Raw genomic sequence first — 19,575 nt, 5'->3', positions numbered from 1 at the left:
CCGGCACGATCAGCGTGTCAGTTTCTTGTAGGCCAGACGGGTCGGCCGGTCCGCCGCATCGCCAAGGCGACGGCGCTTGTCTTCTTCATAGGCTTCGAAATTGCCTTCGAACCATTCGACATGGCTATCGCCTTCGAAGGCCAGGATGTGCGTGGCGAGACGATCGAGGAAGAAGCGATCGTGGCTGATGACCACGGCGCAGCCCGCGAAATTCTCCAGCGCATCTTCCAGCGCGCGCAGCGTTTCGACGTCAAGGTCGTTGGTCGGTTCGTCGAGCAGCAGCACGTTGCCGCCCTGCTTCAGCATCTTGGCCATGTGGACGCGGTTGCGTTCACCGCCCGAAAGCTGGCCGACCTTCTTCTGCTGGTCCGGCCCCTTGAAGTTGAACGCACCGACATAGGCGCGCGTCGACATTTCGAACTTGCCGACCGTCATGATGTCATGCCCGCCCGACACTTCTTCCCAAACATTCTTGTTCGGATCGAGCGCATCGCGGCTTTGATCGACATAGCCCAGCTTCACGGTCGGGCCGACGTCGATTTCGCCCGAATCGGGCTGTTCCTGCCCCGTGATCATGCGGAATAGCGTCGATTTACCGGCCCCGTTGGGACCGATGACGCCGACGATGCCGCCGGGCGGCAGGGTGAACGTCAGATCCTCGAACAACAGCTTGTCGCCATAGGCCTTGGTCAGGCCCCGCGCCTCGATCACCTTGCCGCCAAGGCGTTCAGGTGTCTGGATGACGATCTGGGCCTTGCCCGGCGCACGGGCATTCTGCTTTTCGACCAGTTCATCGAACGCGCGGATACGCGCCTTGGATTTGGACTGGCGCGCCTTGGGGCTTTGCCGGATCCATTCCAGCTCTTCCTTGATCGCCTTCTGGCGGCCCGCTTCCTCGCGGTCCTCCTGCTCCATCCGCTTGGCCTTGGCTTCCAGCCACGCAGAATAATTGCCTTCGAACGGCAGGCCCCGACCGCGATCGAGTTCCAGCACCCAGCCCACGACATTGTCGAGGAAGTAGCGATCGTGGGTAACGAGAATGACGTTGCCCGGATATTCGATCAGATGCTGTTCCAGCCACTGGACGCTTTCGGCGTCGAGGTGGTTCGTCGGTTCGTCGAGCAGCAGGATTTCCGGCTTTTCGAGCAGCAGGCGGCACAATGCGATACGACGCTTTTCACCGCCGGAAAGATTTTCGACCGACCAGTCGCCGGGGGCGCAGCGCAGCGCTTCCATCGCGATTTCGAGCTGGTTGTCGAGCGTCCAGCCATCGACCGCATCGATCTTTTCCTGAAGATCGCCCATTTCAGCGAGGAGCGCATCGAAATCGCAATCCTCGGGCGGATCGCCCATCAGGTTCGAGATTTCGTTGAAACGATCGATCATGTCCGCGACGGGACGAACCCCGTCCATCACGTTTTCGCGCACCGTCTTGCTGTTATCCAGCTGCGGTTCCTGCGGCAGATAGCCGACGCGGATACCTTCGGCGGCCCAGGCTTCACCGGTGAAATCATTGTCGATACCGGCCATGACCTTCATCAAGGTCGATTTACCGGCGCCGTTGACACCGATGATGGCGATCTTCGTCCCAGGCATGAACTGAAGATGGATATTATTGAAAAGCGGCTTGTTCGCGCCGGGGAAGGTCTTGGTCAGGCCCTTCATGACGAAGCTGTACTGCACGGCCATCGGCTGTGGTCTCCGGTAAATCGGTCAAGGCTGCGGAAGAATCCCGCCGCACCTAGCCGAGCGGCGGCCACTTGGCAAACTGCGTCGACACGCCCTGAACGCAATCCAGCGTCGGTTTATCTTACAATGGGGCGGGGCGAAACCTGGCGGGACCGCGGACTTTCGCCAATGGCATATTATTTGCTTGTTTTTCCGAAGCGTTCGGCCGGTTCGAACGCAGGCGGCGCGCGCCCGTTACATGCGGACGCTGCGCGCCAGATAGGAGCCTCGGCCCATCGGGGGGCGAGCCGGGGCTCCTATTGTTTTGCGGCGCATGTTCCGTCAGGTGCCTGTTATCGTCGCAGTTTACGGAGTTCCCTCTCTTATGCGCCTGTTCGCAACCCTGCTGGCCGGTTCCCTGCTGGCCGCCCCGGCCCTGTCCCAGAATTTCGATGTCGCCGCCCTGCGCGACGCCGCGTTGAAGGATGATGTCGCGTGGGACATCACGGAAGGCCTGACCACCGAAATCGGCCCGCGCCTGGCCGGAACGGAGGCCGAGGCGCGAGCGCGGGCATGGTCGGTCGCGAGGCTGAAAGCTCTTGGCTTTGCCAACGCCCGAATCGAACCGTTTGATATGCCGGTCTGGGTCCGCGGGGAGGAGAAAGCCGAAATCCTCTCGCCCTTCCCCCAGAAGCTCGTGCTGGCGGCATTGGGCAATAGCGGTGCTACCCCCGATGACGGCATCACCGCCGAAATCGCGATGTTCCCGAGCCTCGCCGCGCTGGAGGCCGCCGATAGGGCGCAAGTGCAGGGCAAGATCGTGTTCGTCGACCACGCGATGGGGCGGACGCAGGACGGGTCGAGCTACGGCGCATTTGGCGGCGCCCGCCGCAAGGGACCATCCATCGCGAGCAAAAAGGGGGCGGTTGCAATCGTGATCCGCTCGATCGGCACCGATTTCCACCGCAACCCGCATACCGGCGTACAGAGCTGGGAAGACGGGGCATCGCCGATACCGGCGGCAGCACTCAGCCTGCCCGATGCAGAACAGCTCAACCGGATTATCGCACGCGGGAAACCGGTGACGATGAAACTGACGCTTACGCCCCGCAATATCGGCACACGACAGTCAGGCAACGTCATGGCCGAAGTACCCGGGCGGGATCCGTCCGCCGGTATCGTCCTGGTGGGCTGCCATCTCGATAGCTGGGACCTGGGCACAGGCGCGATCGACGATGCGGCCGGCTGCGGCATTGTTGCTGCGGCGGCCAAACGCGTGATGGACGCCGGAAAACCCCTGCGGACGATCCGCGTCGTCTGGTTCGGCGCCGAAGAGGTCGGCCTGCGCGGCGGCATCGCGTATCGCGACGCCCATCTTCAGGAAAAACACGTCGTTCTGGCCGAATCAGACTTCGGCGCCGACCGCATCTATAAATTTGACAGCTATGTGAACCCGGCCGCCTTACCCGTTATCGACGCCCTGGCAACGGCCCTTGCGCCGATTGGCATAGCCCGCGGCCATAATCAGGCGCGTGGCGGATCGGACATCGGCCCGTTGGCCGCAACAGGCGTGCCGGTCGTCTCGCTCAGCCAGGATGGAACACGCTATTTCGACCTGCACCATACGCCTGACGACACGCTGGATAAGGTGGATCGTGCCCAGCTTGCCCAGAATGTCGCGGCCTGGACGGCGATGATCGCAACGATCGCGAACAGCCCCGTCGAATTGGGTCCTGTCGCCCCCACCGGAGGCAAATGATCACACGAAAAGGCCTTGTCCGAAGCAGTTGCAGCCCCCCCATCGGGTTAACCCCTGATGAATTTGGCGTTGACGCTGCCGAACTCTACGTTATTGGGGCGTTTGGGACGGCGTTCGGGCCGGCCCCTTGATAAGTACCAATGGGAGCTGCTCGAATGAAGAAGCTTAGCTTTGTTCTCGCTGCCGCCGGCCTGATGACCCTGGCCGCCTGCAACGAAAAGCCCGCTGAAACCGCCGTTGAAAACGCGACCGAAAACGCTGTCGAAACCATCGAAGCGACTGCGGACAACGCGACTGCGGCTGTTGAAAACGTGACCGACAACGCTGCTGCGGCTGTCGAGAACGTTGCGGACAACGCTGCTGCGGCGGTGACCAACGCAATGTAATTCGCACCACGCCCTTTACGGGTGTGGAGCAGAAAGACGGGCGTCTCCTCGCGGGGGCGCCCGTTTTCTTTGAACGGCGATTGCCCACGCCACGACGATCGCCGGGGGCTTGCCTGTTCACCCGATGGCCGCCGGATCGCACACGGCGTCACCGTGACCGATATCAAAGCGGACGGAGCAACCTCCGTTATCCGGGGCGACAAGCTCGCCGGGTATCCGAGCGCCCCTGCTCGCCGTTCTGGCGGATGCCCGGCAAAAACCTGGGCTGTCCATCAGATCCCCCGAATCGCCGGCGGGATCTGGGCCTAAAGGCCCGCTACCTTGCGTGCCGCATCAAACCAGTGTCGCCAGCGCATCCCGCGCAATGGGTGTCAGGTCCGCATCGGGATATAATATGGCGATGCGGGCGCGCATCGATGGTGCCCAGTATCTGGCGATATGCGCAGCCGTTGCAGCCACCGCCGCATCATGCCCTTGCACCGCGAAATTCCGCGCAATCTGGTTCGCCATATAGATCAGCCGTTGATCAGCATCACTCATTCGGCCGGCTCCAGATCACGCGATATCTGCCGGTTGCGCCGGGCGATATCCTGATATGCCGTCTGCCATCCGCTAGGCCCGTTTGACGGCGACACCTGAACCGCAGTTACCTTATATTCCGGACAGTTAGTGGCCCAATCCGAATAGTCCGTGGTAACAACATTCGCTTGCGTCGTCGGATGATGAAAGGTTGTGTACACCACACCGGGCGCCACCCGATCGGTGATCGTCGCGCGTAGCGCGGTTTCCCCGGCCCGGCTCGTCAGCCTCACCCAGTCGCCATCGCGGATACCGCGATTTTCAGCGTCGACGGAGTGCATCTCCAGCCGGTCTTCCTTGTGCCATGCCGTATTCGCGGTACGCCGCGTCTGTGCGCCGACATTATACTGGCTGAGGATTCGCCCGGTGGTGAGAAGCAGCGGGAAACGTGGGCCGGTTTTTTCGTCGGTCGGCACATAATCGGTAATGACGAAGTGGCCGCGTCCGCGCACGAACTGATCGACGTGCATGATCGGCGTACCTTCGGGGGCAGTATCGGTCGCCGGCCATTGCACCGATCCCAACCGGTCGAGCGCATCATAGCTTACATGGCTGAAACTGGGGGTTAGCGCAGCGATTTCGTCCATGATCTCGGATGGATGGGTGTAGGACCAGCCCAGCCCCATCGCATTGGCGACCTGCTGAACGATCTCCCAGTCGGCGAAGCCGTTCAGCGGCTCCATCACCTTGCGCACGCGCTGGATTCGCCGTTCTGCGTTGGTGAACGTGCCGTCCTTTTCCAGGAAGGTGGATCCGGGCAGGAAGACATGGGCGTAATTTGCTGTTTCGTTGAGGAAAATATCCTGAACGACAACGCAATCCATCGCCGCAAGCCCGGCGGCGACATGATGGGTGTTGGGGTCGGACTGCAGAATATCCTCGCCCTGGATGAAGATGCCCCGGAACGCCCCTTCCGTCGCCGCATCGAGCATGTTGGGGATGCGCAGCCCCGGTTCGGGATCCAGCGCGACACCCCATGCCTGTTCGAACAGCGTGCGGGTGGCGTCATCCGAAACATGGCGGTAACCCGAATATTCATGCGGGAAGCTGCCCATGTCGCACGCACCCTGCACGTTGTTCTGGCCGCGTAGCGGGTTCACCCCCACCCCATCGCGACCGATATTGCCCGTCGCCATGGCCAGATTGGCGATCGCCATCACCGTCGACGATCCTTGCGAATGTTCGGTGACGCCAAGGCCATAATAGATCGCGCCATTGCCGCCGGTGGCATAAAGCCGGGCTGCGGCGCGGACGTCGGCTGCGGGAACATTTGTCAGTTGTTCAATCGCTTCCGGTGATCTTGTGGGATCCGACACGAAATCGGCCCACGCCGAATATTCATCCCAGTCGCACCGTTCACGGATATAGGCTTCGTCGGCGAGGCCTTCGGTCACGATGACGTGGGCCATCGCCGTCAGCACCGCAACATTGGTGCCCGGGCGCAACGGCAGATGGAACGCAGCCTCGCTATGCGGGGTGTGGACGATATCGATCCGGCGCGGATCAATCACGATCAGCCTGGCCCCCTGCCGCAACCGTTTCTTCATGCGCGATGCGAACACGGGATGGCCGTCCGTGGGATTGGCGCCGATGACCAGGATGACGTCGGCCGCCATCACGCTATCGAAATCCTGCGTGCCGGCCGATGTGCCAAACGTGGTCTTCAAACCATAGCCCGTCGGGCTGTGGCAAACGCGCGCGCAGGTATCGACATTATTGTTGCCGAACCCCTGCCGGATCAGTTTCTGGACGAGGAAGGTTTCTTCATTGGTGCAGCGGCTGGACGTGATCCCGCCGATCGCGCGGCGGCCATGTGCAGCCTGAATACGGCGAAATTCCGCGGCAGTGTGGGCGATCGCCTCGTCCCAACTCACCTCACGCCACGGCATATCGACCCGTTCGCGGATCATGGGCTTCAGGATGCGTTCGCGATGGTTGGCATAGCCCCAGGCAAAGCGCCCCTTGACGCAGCTATGCCCCCGATTGGCCTTGCCATCCTTCCACGGCACCATGCGAACAAGCTGTTCGCCGCGCATTTCCGCGCGGAAGGTGCACCCAACCCCGCAATAGGCGCATGTGGTTACGACAGCACGTTCGGGCGTACCGATTTCGATCACCGACTTTTCGACCAGCGTCGCCGTGGGGCAGGCCTGCACGCAGGCCCCGCACGATACGCATTCCGACGTCAGGAACGGTTCATCCTGCCCGGCCGCAACCTTCGATCCGAAACCCCGGCCCTGAATGGTCAGCGCGAAGGTGCCCTGCACTTCATCGCATGCGCGGACACAGCGCGAACATAGAATGCATTTCGAAGGATCGAACGTAAAATACGGATTGGTTTCGTCTTTGTTACAATCGAGATGGGTCGCGCCGCGATCGTCATAGCGCACATCGCGCAGGCCCACCGCGCCGGCCATGTCCTGCAACTCGCAATCGTCATTGGCGGCACAGGTCAAACAATCCAGCGGATGATCGGAAATATAAAGTTCCATCACCCCGCGCCGCAGCTTGGCCAGCGCATCGGTTTGGGTGTGCACGACCATGCCTTGGGCAACCGGCGTGGTGCAGGACGCCGGATAGCCGCCACGCCCTTCGATTTCGACGAGACACAGCCGGCACGACCCGAAACTGTCGAGGCTGTCCGTGGCGCAGAGCCGGGGGATGCTGGTTCCGGCCAGCGCGGCGGCGCGCATCACCGAAGTGCCCGCGTCCACGGTAATGGCACGCCCGTCGATATGAAGCGTGACGGTAGCCACGACACCCGCCGGGGACGGCGGCGGCGCCGGGGTGCCGAGGTCGAGTTCACCGATCCAGGCCATCTTATCTACTCCGCCGCCGCAGCCCCAGCCGCAGGGGCCAGGCCAAAATCTTCGGGAAAATGATCAAGCGCGCTCAAGACCGGAAAGGGCGTGAAGCCGCCCAGCGCGCACAGCGACCCATGCTTCATGACGTCACAAAGGTCGCGCAGGATTGCGACATTTTCCAGCGGCCGTTCACCTGCTGCAATATGGTCGACCAGTTCTGCCCCACGCGTCGATCCGATCCGGCAGGGCGTGCATTTGCCGCAGCTTTCGACGGCGCAAAACTCCATCGCGAACCGCGCCATCGCCGCCATGTGCACACTGTCATCGAACACCGTGATCCCGGCATGCCCGATCAATCCGCCAGCGGCGGTGAACGCTTCATAATCAAACGGCAGATCAAACATCGACGGAGGGAAATAGGCGCCGAGCGGGCCGCCCACCTGAACCGCGCGCACCGGACGGCCCGAAGCGGTGCCGCCGCCAATTTCGTTGACCAGTTCACCAAGCGTGATGCCGAAACCGATTTCGAACAGCCCGCCGTTGCGAACATTGCCCGCCAACTGGATCGGCATCGTCCCGCGCGATCGCCCGACGCCGATTGCGGCGTAGGTTTGCGCGCCTTTCGCCATGATGAAGGGAACCGCCGCAAAACTCAGTACATTGTTGATCACCGTCGGCTTGCCGAACAGGCCGGAGATCGCGGGCAATGGCGGCTTGGCGCGCACCTGCCCGCGTTTGCCCTCGATCGATTCCAGAAGCGCGGTTTCCTCGCCACAGACATAGGCACCCGCCCCTGCCCGCACTTCCAATACGAAGGGGGCAATCACCTCGCACGCTTTCTCTATCGCGCTGTTCACCATATTGATTGAAAAGGGATATTCCGACCTGATATAAATATAGCCATGACCGGCGCCAACGGCGTGGGCTGCAATGGCCATGCCTTCGATCAGGGTGAAGGGATCCCCTTCCATCAGCATCCGATCGGCAAAGGTGCCGCTGTCACCTTCATCGGCATTGCAGACGATGAACTTTTCGTCCGCGATCGTATCGTGCACCGTTTGCCACTTGATCCCGGTGGGAAACCCCGCGCCCCCGCGCCCCCGCAATCCCGATGCCTTCACTTCGGCGATCACGGCGACGGGCGCCAGCGCGCGCGCGCGCTTCAACCCGGCCCACCCACCACGGGCGGCATATTCATCAAGGTCCAGCGGCGCGATCACACCGCAATTGGCAAAGCTGAAACGCTGCTGCCTGGCGAAAAACGGCAAGGCGGCAACATCACCGATGCGGTTTGGGTGACAACCGTTCAGAACCGCCGAAACGTCCGTGGCCGCGACTGGGCCATAGCCGATCCGGCCATCCGGTGTGGCCACTTCAACCAAGGGTTCGATGGAAAACAGGCCACGGCTGCCGGTGCGCACCACATCGCAACCCGCAGCGGTAAAGGCCGCTGCCACATCGTCCGCACCAAGCGCCACCGACGCCATGTCCGCCGAAATATAGACACGCGTCATGCCAGCACCTTTGCCACGATCTGATCGAGCCGTGTCCGGTCGATCCGCGAAACGGGATTGCCGTCAACCAGCGCATTCGGGCCAGTGGCGCACAGGCCAAGGCAATAGACGGCTTCCAATGTCACCCGGCGATCCGCGCTGGTTTCGCCAATCGCGATGCCCAGCAGTTCAGCCGCAGCCGCCTCGATCGCAGCGCCGCCGCGCGCCTGACACGCCTCCGCACGGCACAGCTTCACCACATGCGTGCCCGCCGGTTCCGCCTGGAAATCATGGTAAAAGCTCACCACGCCGTGGACCTCCGCACGGCTGAGGTTCAGCGTTTCGGCGATGATCGGCACTGCCGCCGCCGGTATGTAGCCTAGCGCATCCTGTATCGCATGCAACAGAGGCAGAAGCGCGCCCCGTACGCCGGCATGGGCGGACGCAATCTGCCTTACCGTCGCTTCGGCATCACCGTGATCGGACTGGGCAATCGTGGGCAAGCCGAACTCTCCTTCGACATCATTGCCGCCCACTGGCCCCACGATCAGGGCGCCGTCAAATCAACTATCCCCAATACCGATAGATATCATCTATCAAGGGCGCGCAAAAGGTGACGGCAATGCCAGCGCCTGCCCGATCGACAACAATTCCTTCGCCAACGGGCCGACGGGGCTTCGATCGAGCATGACCAGCCCAATACGGCTAGGCGGGAACGGATCGGCAAACGGACGGACCTCGGCCCAATCAAGATCGGACACCAGGGCTGCATATGTATCGGGAATGATCGTTGCGAAGCCACCTGACTGCACCATGGCGAACAGGGCCACATAGGAATCCGATGTCGCCTTCGGCTGTGGCGTCAGGCCGCGCGCGGCGAGATGCGCGTCGAGGATACGGCGGTTCTGCATGCCGCGATGGAGCAGGCAAAGCGGCCCGGCCACAGCCTGCGCCCAGCTAATGGGGCAGCCCCGCTCGCCCCTGCCGATCGCGCGGCCGATATACATATATTGTTCGGTATAAAGCGGCACGCTGATCACGTTGGCGGGCGGTTCATGATCGAGATAGGTGACGGCGGCATCCAGTTCGAATGCGGCCAGCCCCCGTTCGATTTCGCGCGATGTCAACGAATGCACGGCAATGGCAAGTTCGGGATGCTTGTCGCATATCGCCTTTGCCAGATGACCCGTTACCGGCAGGGACGCAGGGATCGCGCCCAGCCTCAATTCTCCCCTTAATGGGCCACGCGCCATTTCGGCGGCCTTTTGCAGGCCGGTATAGTCGGCAACAAGTTGCTGCGCCCATGGCAGCACCGCCTCGCCTTCCAGCGTCAAGCCCATGAAGCGATGCTCGCGCACCACCAGCCGCTTGCCCAGTTGTTCCTCAAGCGCGGCGATCCCCGACGACAGGGTCGGCTGGGTCACGCCGCAAATCTGCGCCGCACGCGCAAAATGTTTCTCGCTCGCCAGCGTCACGAAATATTGAAGAAGGCGGATCTGCATCAGGCAGACGCCGCGATTGGCGATCGGCCGGACCACAGGTTGAAACAGAGTGTCATCGTCGCGCGCCAGCCTTGATCGATAGGGTGGCGGACATTCGCATTCCTGATGCGGCCTGCCAAGGCAGGCTCGTCATCGCGCGTGCTGGTGCCCCAAAAAACACGGAAATCGAGAACGTTCGATCGTTCGCAAGGTGCGTGCCCGGTTCCGGCCGGTTGCCGATTTCCCGCCTTGACCCGCAAGGCATGAGTAACTAGCCAGCATCGCTAATGCGAATCGATGTCATTAGCGATAAAATGGGTGGGCAGCATATGAAGGCCATAATCACGAATGGCGGCCACGGCCGCACGGCATGGTTGCGATCGTCGGCGTGGATCGCGTTGGCGGCCCTGTCGCCCTTCGCTGCGGCTACCCCCGCATCCGCACAGGATGGCGATCCACTGGTCTATGCCGATGCCCGGGGCACAATCACGGTGACGGCAACACGCATTCCCAGTTCGATCTTCGATGTGCCGGCCACCGTCAGCGTGATCGATAACCGCCGGATCGCGGACGAACTGGTGACTGACGTCAAGGATCTGGTGCGTTACGAACCTGGTGTCAGCGTGCGGCGCGCGCCCACCCGTTTCGGTGCGGCACAGGGATCGACCGGGCGTGACGGCAATGCCGGTTTCAACATTCGCGGCCTCGAAGGCAATCGCGTGCTGATCCAGGTGGATGGCATCCGCGTACCCGACGATTTCAGCTTCGGGGCGCAGGCTGCCGGACGCGGCGATTATGTCGACCTCAGCCTAGTCAAATCGGTGGAAATCCTGCGCGGGCCAGCATCTGCCCTTTACGGCAGCGACGGGCTTGCCGGCGCCGTCAGCTTCACCACCAGCGATCCATCAGACCTGCTGGCCGGCGGCCGCAGCTTTGCGGCGCAGGCCGGCGCATCTTATGATTCATCGGACAATCAGTTTTCCGAAACCGCGATCCTTGCCGGCAAATCCGGCGCGTGGTCCGCGCTTGTCGCCTACACGCGGCGCGACGGGCATGAACTGGACAATATGGGCACCAACGACGCCGCCAATGCCACGCGAACCAAGCCCAACCCGCAAGATAGTGCGTCGAACGCGGTGCTCGGCAAGATCGTCTGGTCGCCCAGCGACGCCCATCGCGTCCGCCTGACCATCGACCATGTCGATGAAAAGGTGGACACCAACGTGCTCAGCGGCATCGCGGCGATCCCATCGGCACCGACGTCGGTAATCGGATTGACCGCGCAGGACAAAACCAGGCGAACCCGCGTGTCGCTCGACTGGCGCTATCAGGGAACCGGCGCCATCGGCTCCGCCCAGATCGCGGCTTGGTATCAGGATAGTGAGAACCGCCAGTTCACCGCCGAAGATCGCAATGTCGCGGCCGATCGCACACGCCTCAACACCTTTGAAAACAAGGTTTTCGGGGTGAATGCGGAAGCCCGCAGCGATTTTGCCACCGGCCCCGCCGCGCATCGGCTGGTATATGGCGCCGACCTGTCGATCACCCGGCAAAAAGGGCTGCGCGATGGCACCGTGCCGACCGCGCCGGATACATTCCCGGCGCGGGCCTTCCCTGTCACGGATTATCTGCTGGCGGGCGCCTATCTCGCCGATGAAATCGCATTCGCGGACGGCGCGATCACGATCTTCCCGGCCATCCGCTTCGACTATTATGATCTCGATCCGCAGGCTGATCCGCTGCTGCCGAATTTCCTCGCAGCCAAACAGGACGGCTCGCGCCTTTCGCCAAAACTGGGCGTCGTCGGCAAGCTGGGCGGCGGGGCCAGCCTGTTCGCCAACTATGCCCATGGTTTCAAGGCGCCCCTGCCCAGCCAGGTCAACCAGTTCTTCGAAAACCCGACCTCGCCATTCTTCGCCTATAAATCGATCCCCAATCCCAATCTGCGCCCCGAAACAAGCAAGACCATCGAAGGCGGCCTGCGCTATGGCAGCCCTGCGGTCGACGCCAGCGTCACCGCTTTCTGGGGCCGCTATCGCAATTTCATCAGCCAGGAGCAGGTGGGCGGCACGGGCACGGTTGCCGATCCGCTGATCTACCAGTTCGTCAACCTTGCCCGCGCGCGGATCAAAGGTGTCGAAGGCAAGCTCGAAGGCCGCACGCGCGCCGGCTTCACCGGCACCCTGGCGATCGCCTATGCCACCGGCGAAGTCACCGATGATAGCGGAGTGAAATCGCCGTTGCTCAGCATCGACCCGCTCAAGCTTGTCGCCGGGGTCGGTTATCGCGATCGCCAGGGGCGGTTCGGCGGGCAACTGACGATGACGCATTCGGCCGGCAAGGAAGCGAGCCGCGCCGAAGGGCTGTGCACGCCATCCTGCTACCGACCCGATGGCTTCACCATTCTCGACGCCACCGCATTCGTCCAGTTGAACAAGGCCATCACCTTGCGTGCTGGTGTCTTCAACATTTTCGACACGCGATACGCCTGGTGGAGCGACGTCCGCGGGCTTGCCGCGACACCGGCCAACCTGGCCGTGACCGACGCCTACACCCAGCCGGGCCGCAATATGCGCGTCTCGATCACCGCCCGCTTCTGATGTACCGAGATTGAGGATCAACCAGACGATGAAACCACTTCTGCGCGACATGCTTCTCGCCGCCACATTCCTTGTGGCCGCGCCCGTAACGCCCGCTTTCGCCGATGGCCCCGTTGCCGCACGCGCGACGGCGGATGAACAGGCCGCCCTCGCCGCCGACCGCGCCTCGATCCTTGCGATGGCGGGGGATTACAAGGTCACGTTCGATTTCCGCGAAACGACCCCCTGGCGGGCCGATTATACGCCGATCGCACCGAAGACGTCGGGGGGACATGAAAGCGTCCGTGTGATCGAGGACAAGCCGGGCCGCATCGTGCTCCAGCACCTGCTTGTCGTGAAGGATGATGCGGGCAAATCGATCGTCATCAAACATTGGCGGCAGGACTGGACGTACGAGCCGGCGTCGGTGCTGGTCTATGCGGGCGACGGCAAATGGACGCTGGAAGATGTGCCCGAACGGATGCGCAAGGGCCGGTGGTCGCAAACCGTGTGGCAAACCGACGATTCCCCGCGCTACGGCGGGTGGGGCCAGTGGACCGATGAAGGCGGTGTTCGTCGCTGGCGGAGCAACTGGACATGGCGGCCGCTGGCGCGGCGCGATGCCGTCCGCAATCCGCCCTATGATCGCTACCAGGCGATCAACCGTCATTCGCCGTCACCGGACGGCTGGATCCACTGGCAGGACAACATCAAGATGGGGCCGGAAAACGGCACAGCCGGCGGCAAACTGGTGGCTTTCGTGCAGGAATCGGTGCTCAACACTTACGTCAAGGCGGGCGATTATGACGTCAAGGCGGCAGACGATTATTGGGCCGCCACCAAGGATTATTGGGCAGCCGTCCGCACGGCATGGGACGATGCCATCGCCAAGGGCAAGGGCGTCAACGTCGCCGAAGTCGCCGAAACCGGTTCCGCATCCGGTGAGCGGCTGATGACCTTCGCGGATGAGATCCGCACCGGAAAGCTCACCAACGGGCAGGCGATCGCCAAGGCACGGGCCATCATCGCCCAGGTCACCAACTGAGGCGGTCAGGCGGCGAGCGAGGCGCTTAAGGGACAGCCCTTTGGCGGCTCGCCGCCTACCCCGCTCCACCTGACTTGATATTTAACCCAATGCTGCGTAATGCCGGTGGAACATCAAGAGTTGGGGCGACGCCCAACGCCAACCTGCCTTCCGGGCAAGGTGGCACTCCCTTCACGGGAGGATGTGGCCGAACCGGCAATTAAACGGATCATGCCACGGCGTCGCTTCCAACCAGAATTGGAAGGCCCGAGCCGTCAATGCCGATCAAGATTCCCGACGATCTTCCCGCCCGCAGCACGCTGGAAGCCGAAGGCGTGGTCGCCATGCGCGAAAGCGATGCCGTGCGCCAGGATATCCGGCCGCTCCAGATCGGCCTGCTCAACCTGATGCCGAACAAGATCAGCACCGAAACGCAGATCGCACGCCTGATCGGCGCTTCGCCGCTTCAGGTTGAACTTTCGCTGGTACGGATCGGTGGTCATGTCGCGCGCAACACATCCGCCGATCACATGGCGTCCTTCTATCGGCCGTGGGACGATATCCGCGCCCGCCGGTTCGACGGCTTCATCATCACCGGCGCGCCGGTGGAACATCTCCCGTTCGAAGACGTCACCTACTGGGATGAACTGCGCCGCATTTTCGATTGGACGCAGACCAACGTCCATCGCTCGTTCAATATATGCTGGGCGGCGCAGGCAGCGGTTCACCATTTTCACGGCATGCCCAAATATGCGCTTCCGGAAAAGGCGTTCGGCGTCTTTTCACATCGCAACCTCGCACCAACATCGCCATGGCTGCGGGGGTTTTCGGACGATGTTGCCGTGCCCGTGTCACGCTGGTCCGAAGTGCGGGCCTGCGATATCCCGGCAGATAGCGGCGTCACCCCGCTGCTCGAAAGCGATGTGACGGGGCTGTGCCTGCTTCACGACGGCAAGACCGATGCACTGCACATGTTCAACCATATCGAATATGATTCCACCACGCTGGCCGACGAATATCATCGTGACGCCGCAACCCGGCAAAACACGCCTGTGCCAAGCCACTATTTTCCCGACGACAATCCGGTCCGCCCGCCGGAAAATCGCTGGCGCAGCCACGCGCACCTGCTGTTCGGCAACTGGATCAATGAAATGTACCAGACCACGCCGTTTGACAGCGACCGGATCGGCCTCGACCGTCGCGAACGAAGTGGTGCCGTGAAGCCCTGATACCGGCTGCATGGCGCCCCTCCCCCGGCCATCCCCGGGGGGCGCCGTGCAACCATTTCTGGTTGTGCGTGATGGACATCGGGCAACACGATGGCGGACGTTGCGGCAAGCTTTTGAATTTATGAAAGCTCGCGGCGTCCGCTGGTTGCGGCGGGATCAGGTCCGGGTTGAGGGCGGGCCTCACCGCGTTGAACGCACAAGGCACCGCATCGGAACGATAGCCCGGATGCGGATGCCGCCCGATTTCGATGCCGACAAATTTTCAACAATCAATTGATATTACATGGGAAAATTTGAAGTATTGGCAGCTTCAAATCGTTCAGCCTGCCCCGCCACCGTCGCGGTGCCGTGACTTGCCAGCGCAGATCACGTTCCATAGCCATGACGCAAGATGCCAGGTCGCCATGAAGTTTTCTCCCCGAAGAGCCAGCCTGCCGGGTTTGCCCAGACCGTTCCTGTTCGGGTCGCGGTGGTGGTGGACGAATTTCCCTTATTGTCGGAAACCTTCGTCATCGATCAGATCGTCGCATTGCTGCAATCGGGGCTGGATGTTCGCATCGTCGCGGATCGTCGCGCCAGGCAGCGGATAACGAACGAAATCGCCAACGACCTGCTCGATCGTTCAAGCTTCATCGACGATCATCCGCTGGTGCGCCTGCTGCCGCGCAATCCCATCGGCAGGAAACTGCGCGCGCTGCTGATGCCCTTGCTGGGCCACCGCATGGACCGCAAACGGCTTGCGGATGTCGATGTCGTTCTGTGCCATTTCGGCCCCAACGGCTTGCGCGCAGCCAAAGCGCTGGCTCCGCTAAAACACCCGCCCAAGCTGTGGACGATGTTCCATGGCTATGACCTGTCATCCTATCTGCGCGACAAAGGTGACGATGTGTATGCCCCGCTTTTTGCGGCCGGCGATCACTTCCTCGCCGTCAGCCGCCACTGGACCGATCGGCTGAACGCGCTGGGCTGCCCGCCCGATCGCACGGCGGTGCTGCACATGGGCGTCGACACGAAAACGCTTCGTTTCACGCCCCCGGCGCGAACTGCAGGCCAGCCGCTGCGGGTCATTTCCATCGGAAGGCTTGTCGAAAAAAAGGGTTATGCCGTTTCGATTGCCGCTCTCGCCGCGCTGGGTGCACAGGCCGGAAACCTGGACTGGCGCTATGATATCATCGGGGATGGGCCGCTGGATGCCACGCTGAAAGCGCAGGTTGCCGATCTGGGCCTGGGCGATCGGGTGAACTTCCTTGGGCCTCTGCCTCCGTCGCGTGTGTTATCCCTGCTGGCGCAAGCGGACATCTTTCTCCTTCCATCCATGGTCGCGGCGAACGGCGACATGGAAGGGATTCCGGTTGCCCTGATGGAAGCGATGGCCCTCGGCATCCCCGTGGTGTCGTCCATACACAGCGGGATCCCCGAATTGATCGAACATGAATATAGCGGGTTGCTGGCCCCCGAAGGCGATGCGCAGATGGTTGCGACGCATATCCTTCGCCTTGCCATGGATCCCTATCTCGGGAAGGCGCTGGCCTTTGCGGCGCGTGCGCATGTCGAGGATGAATTCGACCACGGCCAGTTGATGCGCGATCTGGTGCGTTCCGTTTGCGCAACCTCCAGCCCGGCCCACTGACGTGCATAGCGGGGAACAAGTGCGCACGGTCGTGATCAACAATATTGTCGCACTGAACACCGGCGATGCTGCCATTCTGGATGGCATCCGTACGGTTCTCGCAGCCGCGCAGATTGGGCCATTTACCGAACAATTGATCGACAAACAGGCCATAGCGGTCCGCAAATATTATCCGCAAGCGCGGATCGCCCAGCAATTTCTGGGAGCCACATCACAACCCGGCCTGCTGCGAAAACTGATGGCGAAGGCCGATCGGGCAGGCATCCTCCCCCGACTGCGCAACAGGCGCGGCTGGCTTGCGAGCCGCCATCCGGCCTGGCGCTTCCTGCTGGAAGGCGACGGCAGGCGTAACCGGGATATGCTGGGTGCGGCAGACCTGATCGTCAGCACGGGCGGCACCTATCTGGTCGAAAATTATGACATGACATCGTCGCTGGCCCAGCTTGCGCTCGCCGCCCAGAGCAAGGCGCCGGTGGTGATGTTCACCCAGTCGCTCGGCCCGTTTACCGGGGCCACCAATCGCGCGCGGCTGCGCCACATCCTTCCGCAGATCGATCTCATCCTTCTGCGCGACGCCAAATCGCTGGGCTATCTGAAGGAACTGGGCATCCCACTGCCGCAGGCACGGATCGTTCCAGATGCCGCATTCGCGCTGGCCGATCCGGCCCGGATCGAAACCGCAAAGCACCGGACGCTCGCTTCGGCGCCGCATGTCGCGATATCGGTCCGCTACTGGGCGCATTTTCATGGCGACCGCGGTCAGAATGGCTATTTCGAAGCGATCCGCGATGCCGCCACCTGGCTCGTGCGCGATAAAGGCGCCGATGTCACCTTCCTGTCGACATGCCAGGGGGTGCCGGAATACTGGATCGACGATTCACGCGCGGCGGCCGAAATCGTGGCATCCCTGCCAGACGATGTTCGCCCGCACGTGCGGATAAACAGCGCGTTCCATACTCCGAAAGCGCTGATGCAGCAGCTTGCCGGGTTCGACCTTGTTGTCGCGACGCGCATGCATATGGCGATATTGTCGCTGTGTTCCGGCACGCCCGTGGTGCCGATCGCCTATGAATTCAAAACGAAGGAACTGTTCGCAGGTATGGGCTTTCCCACCTGGACGCAGGATATCGACACGATGACGGGCGACACGCTGGTCGCCGCGATCGATAACTATCTTCAGATGCTGCCGGTGTTACGCCCGCGGCTGATGGACGCCGTGCTGGCCAACCATAGCGCGGCGATGGCGGTTGGCGACCTGATACGCCAGGTAACGATCAACCCGTCCTAAAGGCGGATTTCGGCTTCCTCATATGCGCGCGCGCCACGGAATGATCTCGTCAGGCGCCATGCCGCCTTGAGGATCGCGCGCCCGTCGGCGTAGCTGGCCAGCGTCGCCAGCGCGATCGCATAGGCCAGCACCCCGCTGCACAGGATCAGCCCGATCCCTTCCAACCCCGTCATGCGCAAGCCATGCACCACCCCGGCCAGCAGGCCTGCGGCCACCGTCAACGGCAGTTGCAAAAGCAAAAGATCGCGCATCCGCACCGGGCCGATGCGGTGCACCACCCAGTATAATACCGGCAAACGCACCAGCCAGCCGCTGATCGCATAGGCCGCCGCCACGCCCACGGCACCCCACGGCAAACCGGCGGCAAAGGACAGCAATGTCGTTATGCTGGAATAGATTCCCCAGTGCAGCAGTTCGCGCGTGCGATTTTGCGCGATGAACAGCCAGCCTGTCGCATTGCTCAATGTTTGCATCAGGCCGGCAATACCCAGCCAGGTGAAAATCGGCGCGACTGCCGCCCAATGCGGACCGAGCAGGAGCAGGATCACCTCGTCCGCCACCACCACAACGGTGGCGATGCCCGGGATGCAGATCAGACCCAGCAATCCGGCGGTTTCGACAAACGCCCGGCGCAGGCGTTCGGGATCGCCGTTCATCCGGCTCAGCAGCGGCACCATGACTTTCGTCACCGGCGCATTGATGTTCTGGATCGGGAACAGCAACAAGCGATAGGCGCGGTCGTAAAAGCCAAGGGCCGTTGCGCCATAAGCGCGCGCGATCATCACCGCGTCCATGCTGCGCGACAGATAATTCAGGAATGAGAAACCCGTGACGTTCGCGCCAAATCGCAGCAGATCGCCGGTTTCAGCCTTGGTTCGGATGCTGCCCGGCCGCCAGCCCGAAGACCGCCATGCGAAAATCGCGGTCAGGATCGCGGCCACGGCCGTACCCGCCCAGATCGCCCAATAGCTACGCCATATGAAGGCCGAGCCTGCCGACACCAGGAAACCGCTGACCGCAGCCGCCACATCGATAGCAGACAGTGTGCCAAATCGACCTTCGCGACTCAGCAACGCCAAATGCTGGGCCGCGAGCGCACCGAGCGCAATCGGCACGGCCCACGCCGCCGCCAGCAGTGCCACCTGCGGTTGTCGATAGAATGCGGCCACCAAGGGGCTGAGGATCAGCAGCACCACAATGACAGCCAATGCGGCCGCGAGGTTGATGTAAAACAGGCGTGTCTGTTCCGCCGCGCTGATCGCGCGCCGTTGAATGACCGCTTGCTGCAAGCCGAAATCCTGGAACAGCGAAACAAGCGCAACGACTGGCATCACCATCGCGACAAGCCCGAAATCGGCTGGCTTCAACCACCGCGACAGGAGGATGACGGTGAGCAGTTGCAGCGCGACGCGGATCGCCTGAGCCGCAGCCGTGGCCAGCGTGCCATGCAATGCCAGCTGGCGTAGAGAACCGGTTTCCTGCTGCATGCGATCCTTTGACGCCGTCAGGATATCCTATTGCGCTCCATCAAAAGTCCAAGTTTTAATCGCTTCGTTTCAGAGCGTTTTTGCATCGTGCCACCTCAACCCCTCACCCATAAGCATTGTTTAATCCAAAAATTTATGGCGCTCTATTGATAGGCGACGAATTTATTG

14 protein-coding genes and 1 riboswitch are annotated in these 19,575 nt (G+C 62.1%); of the genes, 7 read left to right on the top strand and 7 right to left on the bottom strand.

Annotated elements, in window-relative coordinates; genetic code table 11:
• Positions 1-9: 9 nt before the first annotated feature.
• Positions 10-1,689 (bottom strand): energy-dependent translational throttle protein EttA, encoded by a 1,680-nt coding sequence (gene ettA / locus KC8_RS02530; RefSeq protein ID WP_010123698.1) that lies wholly within the window; start codon positions 1,687-1,689, stop codon positions 10-12.
• A 364-nt stretch (positions 1,690-2,053) separates the two neighbouring features.
• Between ettA and KC8_RS02525 the strand changes: the two genes are divergently transcribed.
• The gene (locus KC8_RS02525; protein WP_010123699.1) at positions 2,054-3,427 is read left to right on the top strand and encodes a M28 family peptidase; all 1,374 of its coding nucleotides are present in this window, start codon (positions 2,054-2,056) and stop codon (positions 3,425-3,427) included.
• Positions 3,428-3,582: 155 nt separating this feature from the next.
• Positions 3,583-3,813, top strand: coding sequence for a hypothetical protein (locus KC8_RS02520; RefSeq protein WP_010123700.1), 231 nt, complete (start codon positions 3,583-3,585; stop codon positions 3,811-3,813).
• A gap of 333 nt (positions 3,814-4,146) precedes the next feature.
• On the opposite strand, the gene KC8_RS02515 is transcribed toward KC8_RS02520, so the two are convergent.
• From KC8_RS02515 to KC8_RS02495, 5 genes are all read right to left on the bottom strand, one after another.
• Positions 4,147-4,353 carry a formate dehydrogenase subunit delta gene (locus KC8_RS02515; protein ID WP_010123701.1) on the bottom strand — a complete coding sequence of 69 codons (207 nt, stop codon included), beginning with the start codon at positions 4,351-4,353 and terminating at the stop codon, positions 4,147-4,149.
• Positions 4,350-7,211, bottom strand: coding sequence for a formate dehydrogenase subunit alpha (gene fdhF / locus KC8_RS02510; RefSeq protein WP_010123702.1), 2,862 nt, complete (start codon positions 7,209-7,211; stop codon positions 4,350-4,352). Before fdhF ends, KC8_RS02515 begins: the two co-directional genes overlap by 4 nt.
• Positions 7,212-7,216: 5 nt before the next feature.
• Positions 7,217-8,710: an NADH-ubiquinone oxidoreductase-F iron-sulfur binding region domain-containing protein gene (locus KC8_RS02505; protein WP_010123703.1), complete on the bottom strand. Its 1,494-nt coding sequence runs from the start codon at positions 8,708-8,710 to the stop codon at positions 7,217-7,219.
• Complete coding sequence (locus tag KC8_RS02500) at positions 8,707-9,183, bottom strand: formate dehydrogenase subunit gamma (protein ID WP_138956599.1); 477 nt, start codon at positions 9,181-9,183, stop codon at positions 8,707-8,709. The genes KC8_RS02505 and KC8_RS02500 overlap by 4 nt, the downstream gene beginning before the upstream one ends.
• 102 nt (positions 9,184-9,285) lie before the next feature.
• Positions 9,286-10,191: a LysR family transcriptional regulator gene (locus KC8_RS02495; protein ID WP_029624284.1), complete on the bottom strand. Its 906-nt coding sequence runs from the start codon at positions 10,189-10,191 to the stop codon at positions 9,286-9,288.
• A 308-nt stretch (positions 10,192-10,499) separates the two neighbouring features.
• On the opposite strand from KC8_RS02495, the gene KC8_RS02490 reads away from it, so the two are divergent.
• From KC8_RS02490 to KC8_RS02470, 5 genes are all read left to right on the top strand, one after another.
• Complete coding sequence (locus tag KC8_RS02490) at positions 10,500-12,770, top strand: TonB-dependent hemoglobin/transferrin/lactoferrin family receptor (RefSeq protein ID WP_010123707.1); 2,271 nt, start codon at positions 10,500-10,502, stop codon at positions 12,768-12,770.
• 28 nt (positions 12,771-12,798) lie between these two features.
• Positions 12,799-13,794, top strand: a complete 996-nt coding sequence (locus KC8_RS02485) for a DUF6607 family protein (protein ID WP_010123708.1) — start codon at positions 12,799-12,801, stop codon at positions 13,792-13,794.
• A 105-nt stretch (positions 13,795-13,899) separates the two neighbouring features.
• A riboswitch (SAM-I-IV-variant riboswitch) is annotated at positions 13,900-14,007 on the top strand.
• A 44-nt stretch (positions 14,008-14,051) separates the two neighbouring features.
• Positions 14,052-15,002: a homoserine O-succinyltransferase gene (locus KC8_RS02480; protein WP_010123709.1), complete on the top strand. Its 951-nt coding sequence runs from the start codon at positions 14,052-14,054 to the stop codon at positions 15,000-15,002.
• Between the two features lie 391 nt (positions 15,003-15,393).
• Entirely contained in the window at positions 15,394-16,632 is a 1,239-nt protein-coding gene (locus tag KC8_RS02475; protein WP_010123710.1) for a glycosyltransferase, read from the top strand.
• A gap of 19 nt (positions 16,633-16,651) precedes the next feature.
• A complete protein-coding gene (locus tag KC8_RS02470; protein ID WP_010123711.1) occupies positions 16,652-17,920 on the top strand; it encodes a polysaccharide pyruvyl transferase family protein in 1,269 nt (422 codons plus the stop codon).
• Here KC8_RS02470 and KC8_RS02465 read toward each other — a convergent pair.
• On the bottom strand, positions 17,917-19,407 hold the full coding sequence (locus tag KC8_RS02465) for a lipopolysaccharide biosynthesis protein (protein ID WP_010123713.1): 1,491 nt from the start codon (positions 19,405-19,407) through the stop codon (positions 17,917-17,919). The genes KC8_RS02470 and KC8_RS02465 overlap by 4 nt on opposite strands.
• Positions 19,408-19,575: the final 168 nt, after the last annotated feature.

Origin of the sequence: Sphingomonas sp. KC8 (genome assembly GCF_002151445.1) — a bacterium.
Classification (GTDB): Bacteria; Pseudomonadota; Alphaproteobacteria; order Sphingomonadales; family Sphingomonadaceae; genus Sphingomonas_E.
The sequence above is the reverse complement of the archived record's forward strand: the minus strand, read 5'-3'. Positions and strand labels throughout refer to the sequence as shown.

Bases quoted from the DNA above. Each gene is read 5' to 3' on its own strand.
- KC8_RS02485 (WP_010123708.1), top strand. From the start codon at position 12,799: ATGAAACCACTTCTGCGCGACATGCTTCTCGCCGCCACATTCCTTGTG.
- fdhF (WP_010123702.1), bottom strand. From the start codon at position 7,211: ATGGCCTGGATCGGTGAACTCGACCTCGGCACCCCGGCGCCGCCGCCG.
- ettA (WP_010123698.1), bottom strand. From the start codon at position 1,689: ATGGCCGTGCAGTACAGCTTCGTCATGAAGGGCCTGACCAAGACCTTC.
- KC8_RS02480 (WP_010123709.1), top strand. From the start codon at position 14,052: ATGCCGATCAAGATTCCCGACGATCTTCCCGCCCGCAGCACGCTGGAA.
- KC8_RS02475 (WP_010123710.1), top strand. From the start codon at position 15,394: ATGCCAGGTCGCCATGAAGTTTTCTCCCCGAAGAGCCAGCCTGCCGGG.
- KC8_RS02520 (WP_010123700.1), top strand. From the start codon at position 3,583: ATGAAGAAGCTTAGCTTTGTTCTCGCTGCCGCCGGCCTGATGACCCTG.
- KC8_RS02505 (WP_010123703.1), bottom strand. From the start codon at position 8,710: ATGACGCGTGTCTATATTTCGGCGGACATGGCGTCGGTGGCGCTTGGT.
- KC8_RS02525 (WP_010123699.1), top strand. From the start codon at position 2,054: ATGCGCCTGTTCGCAACCCTGCTGGCCGGTTCCCTGCTGGCCGCCCCG.
- KC8_RS02465 (WP_010123713.1), bottom strand. From the start codon at position 19,407: ATGCAGCAGGAAACCGGTTCTCTACGCCAGCTGGCATTGCATGGCACG.
- KC8_RS02515 (WP_010123701.1), bottom strand. From the start codon at position 4,353: ATGAGTGATGCTGATCAACGGCTGATCTATATGGCGAACCAGATTGCG.
- KC8_RS02490 (WP_010123707.1), top strand. From the start codon at position 10,500: ATGAAGGCCATAATCACGAATGGCGGCCACGGCCGCACGGCATGGTTG.
- KC8_RS02495 (WP_029624284.1), bottom strand. From the start codon at position 10,191: ATGCAGATCCGCCTTCTTCAATATTTCGTGACGCTGGCGAGCGAGAAA.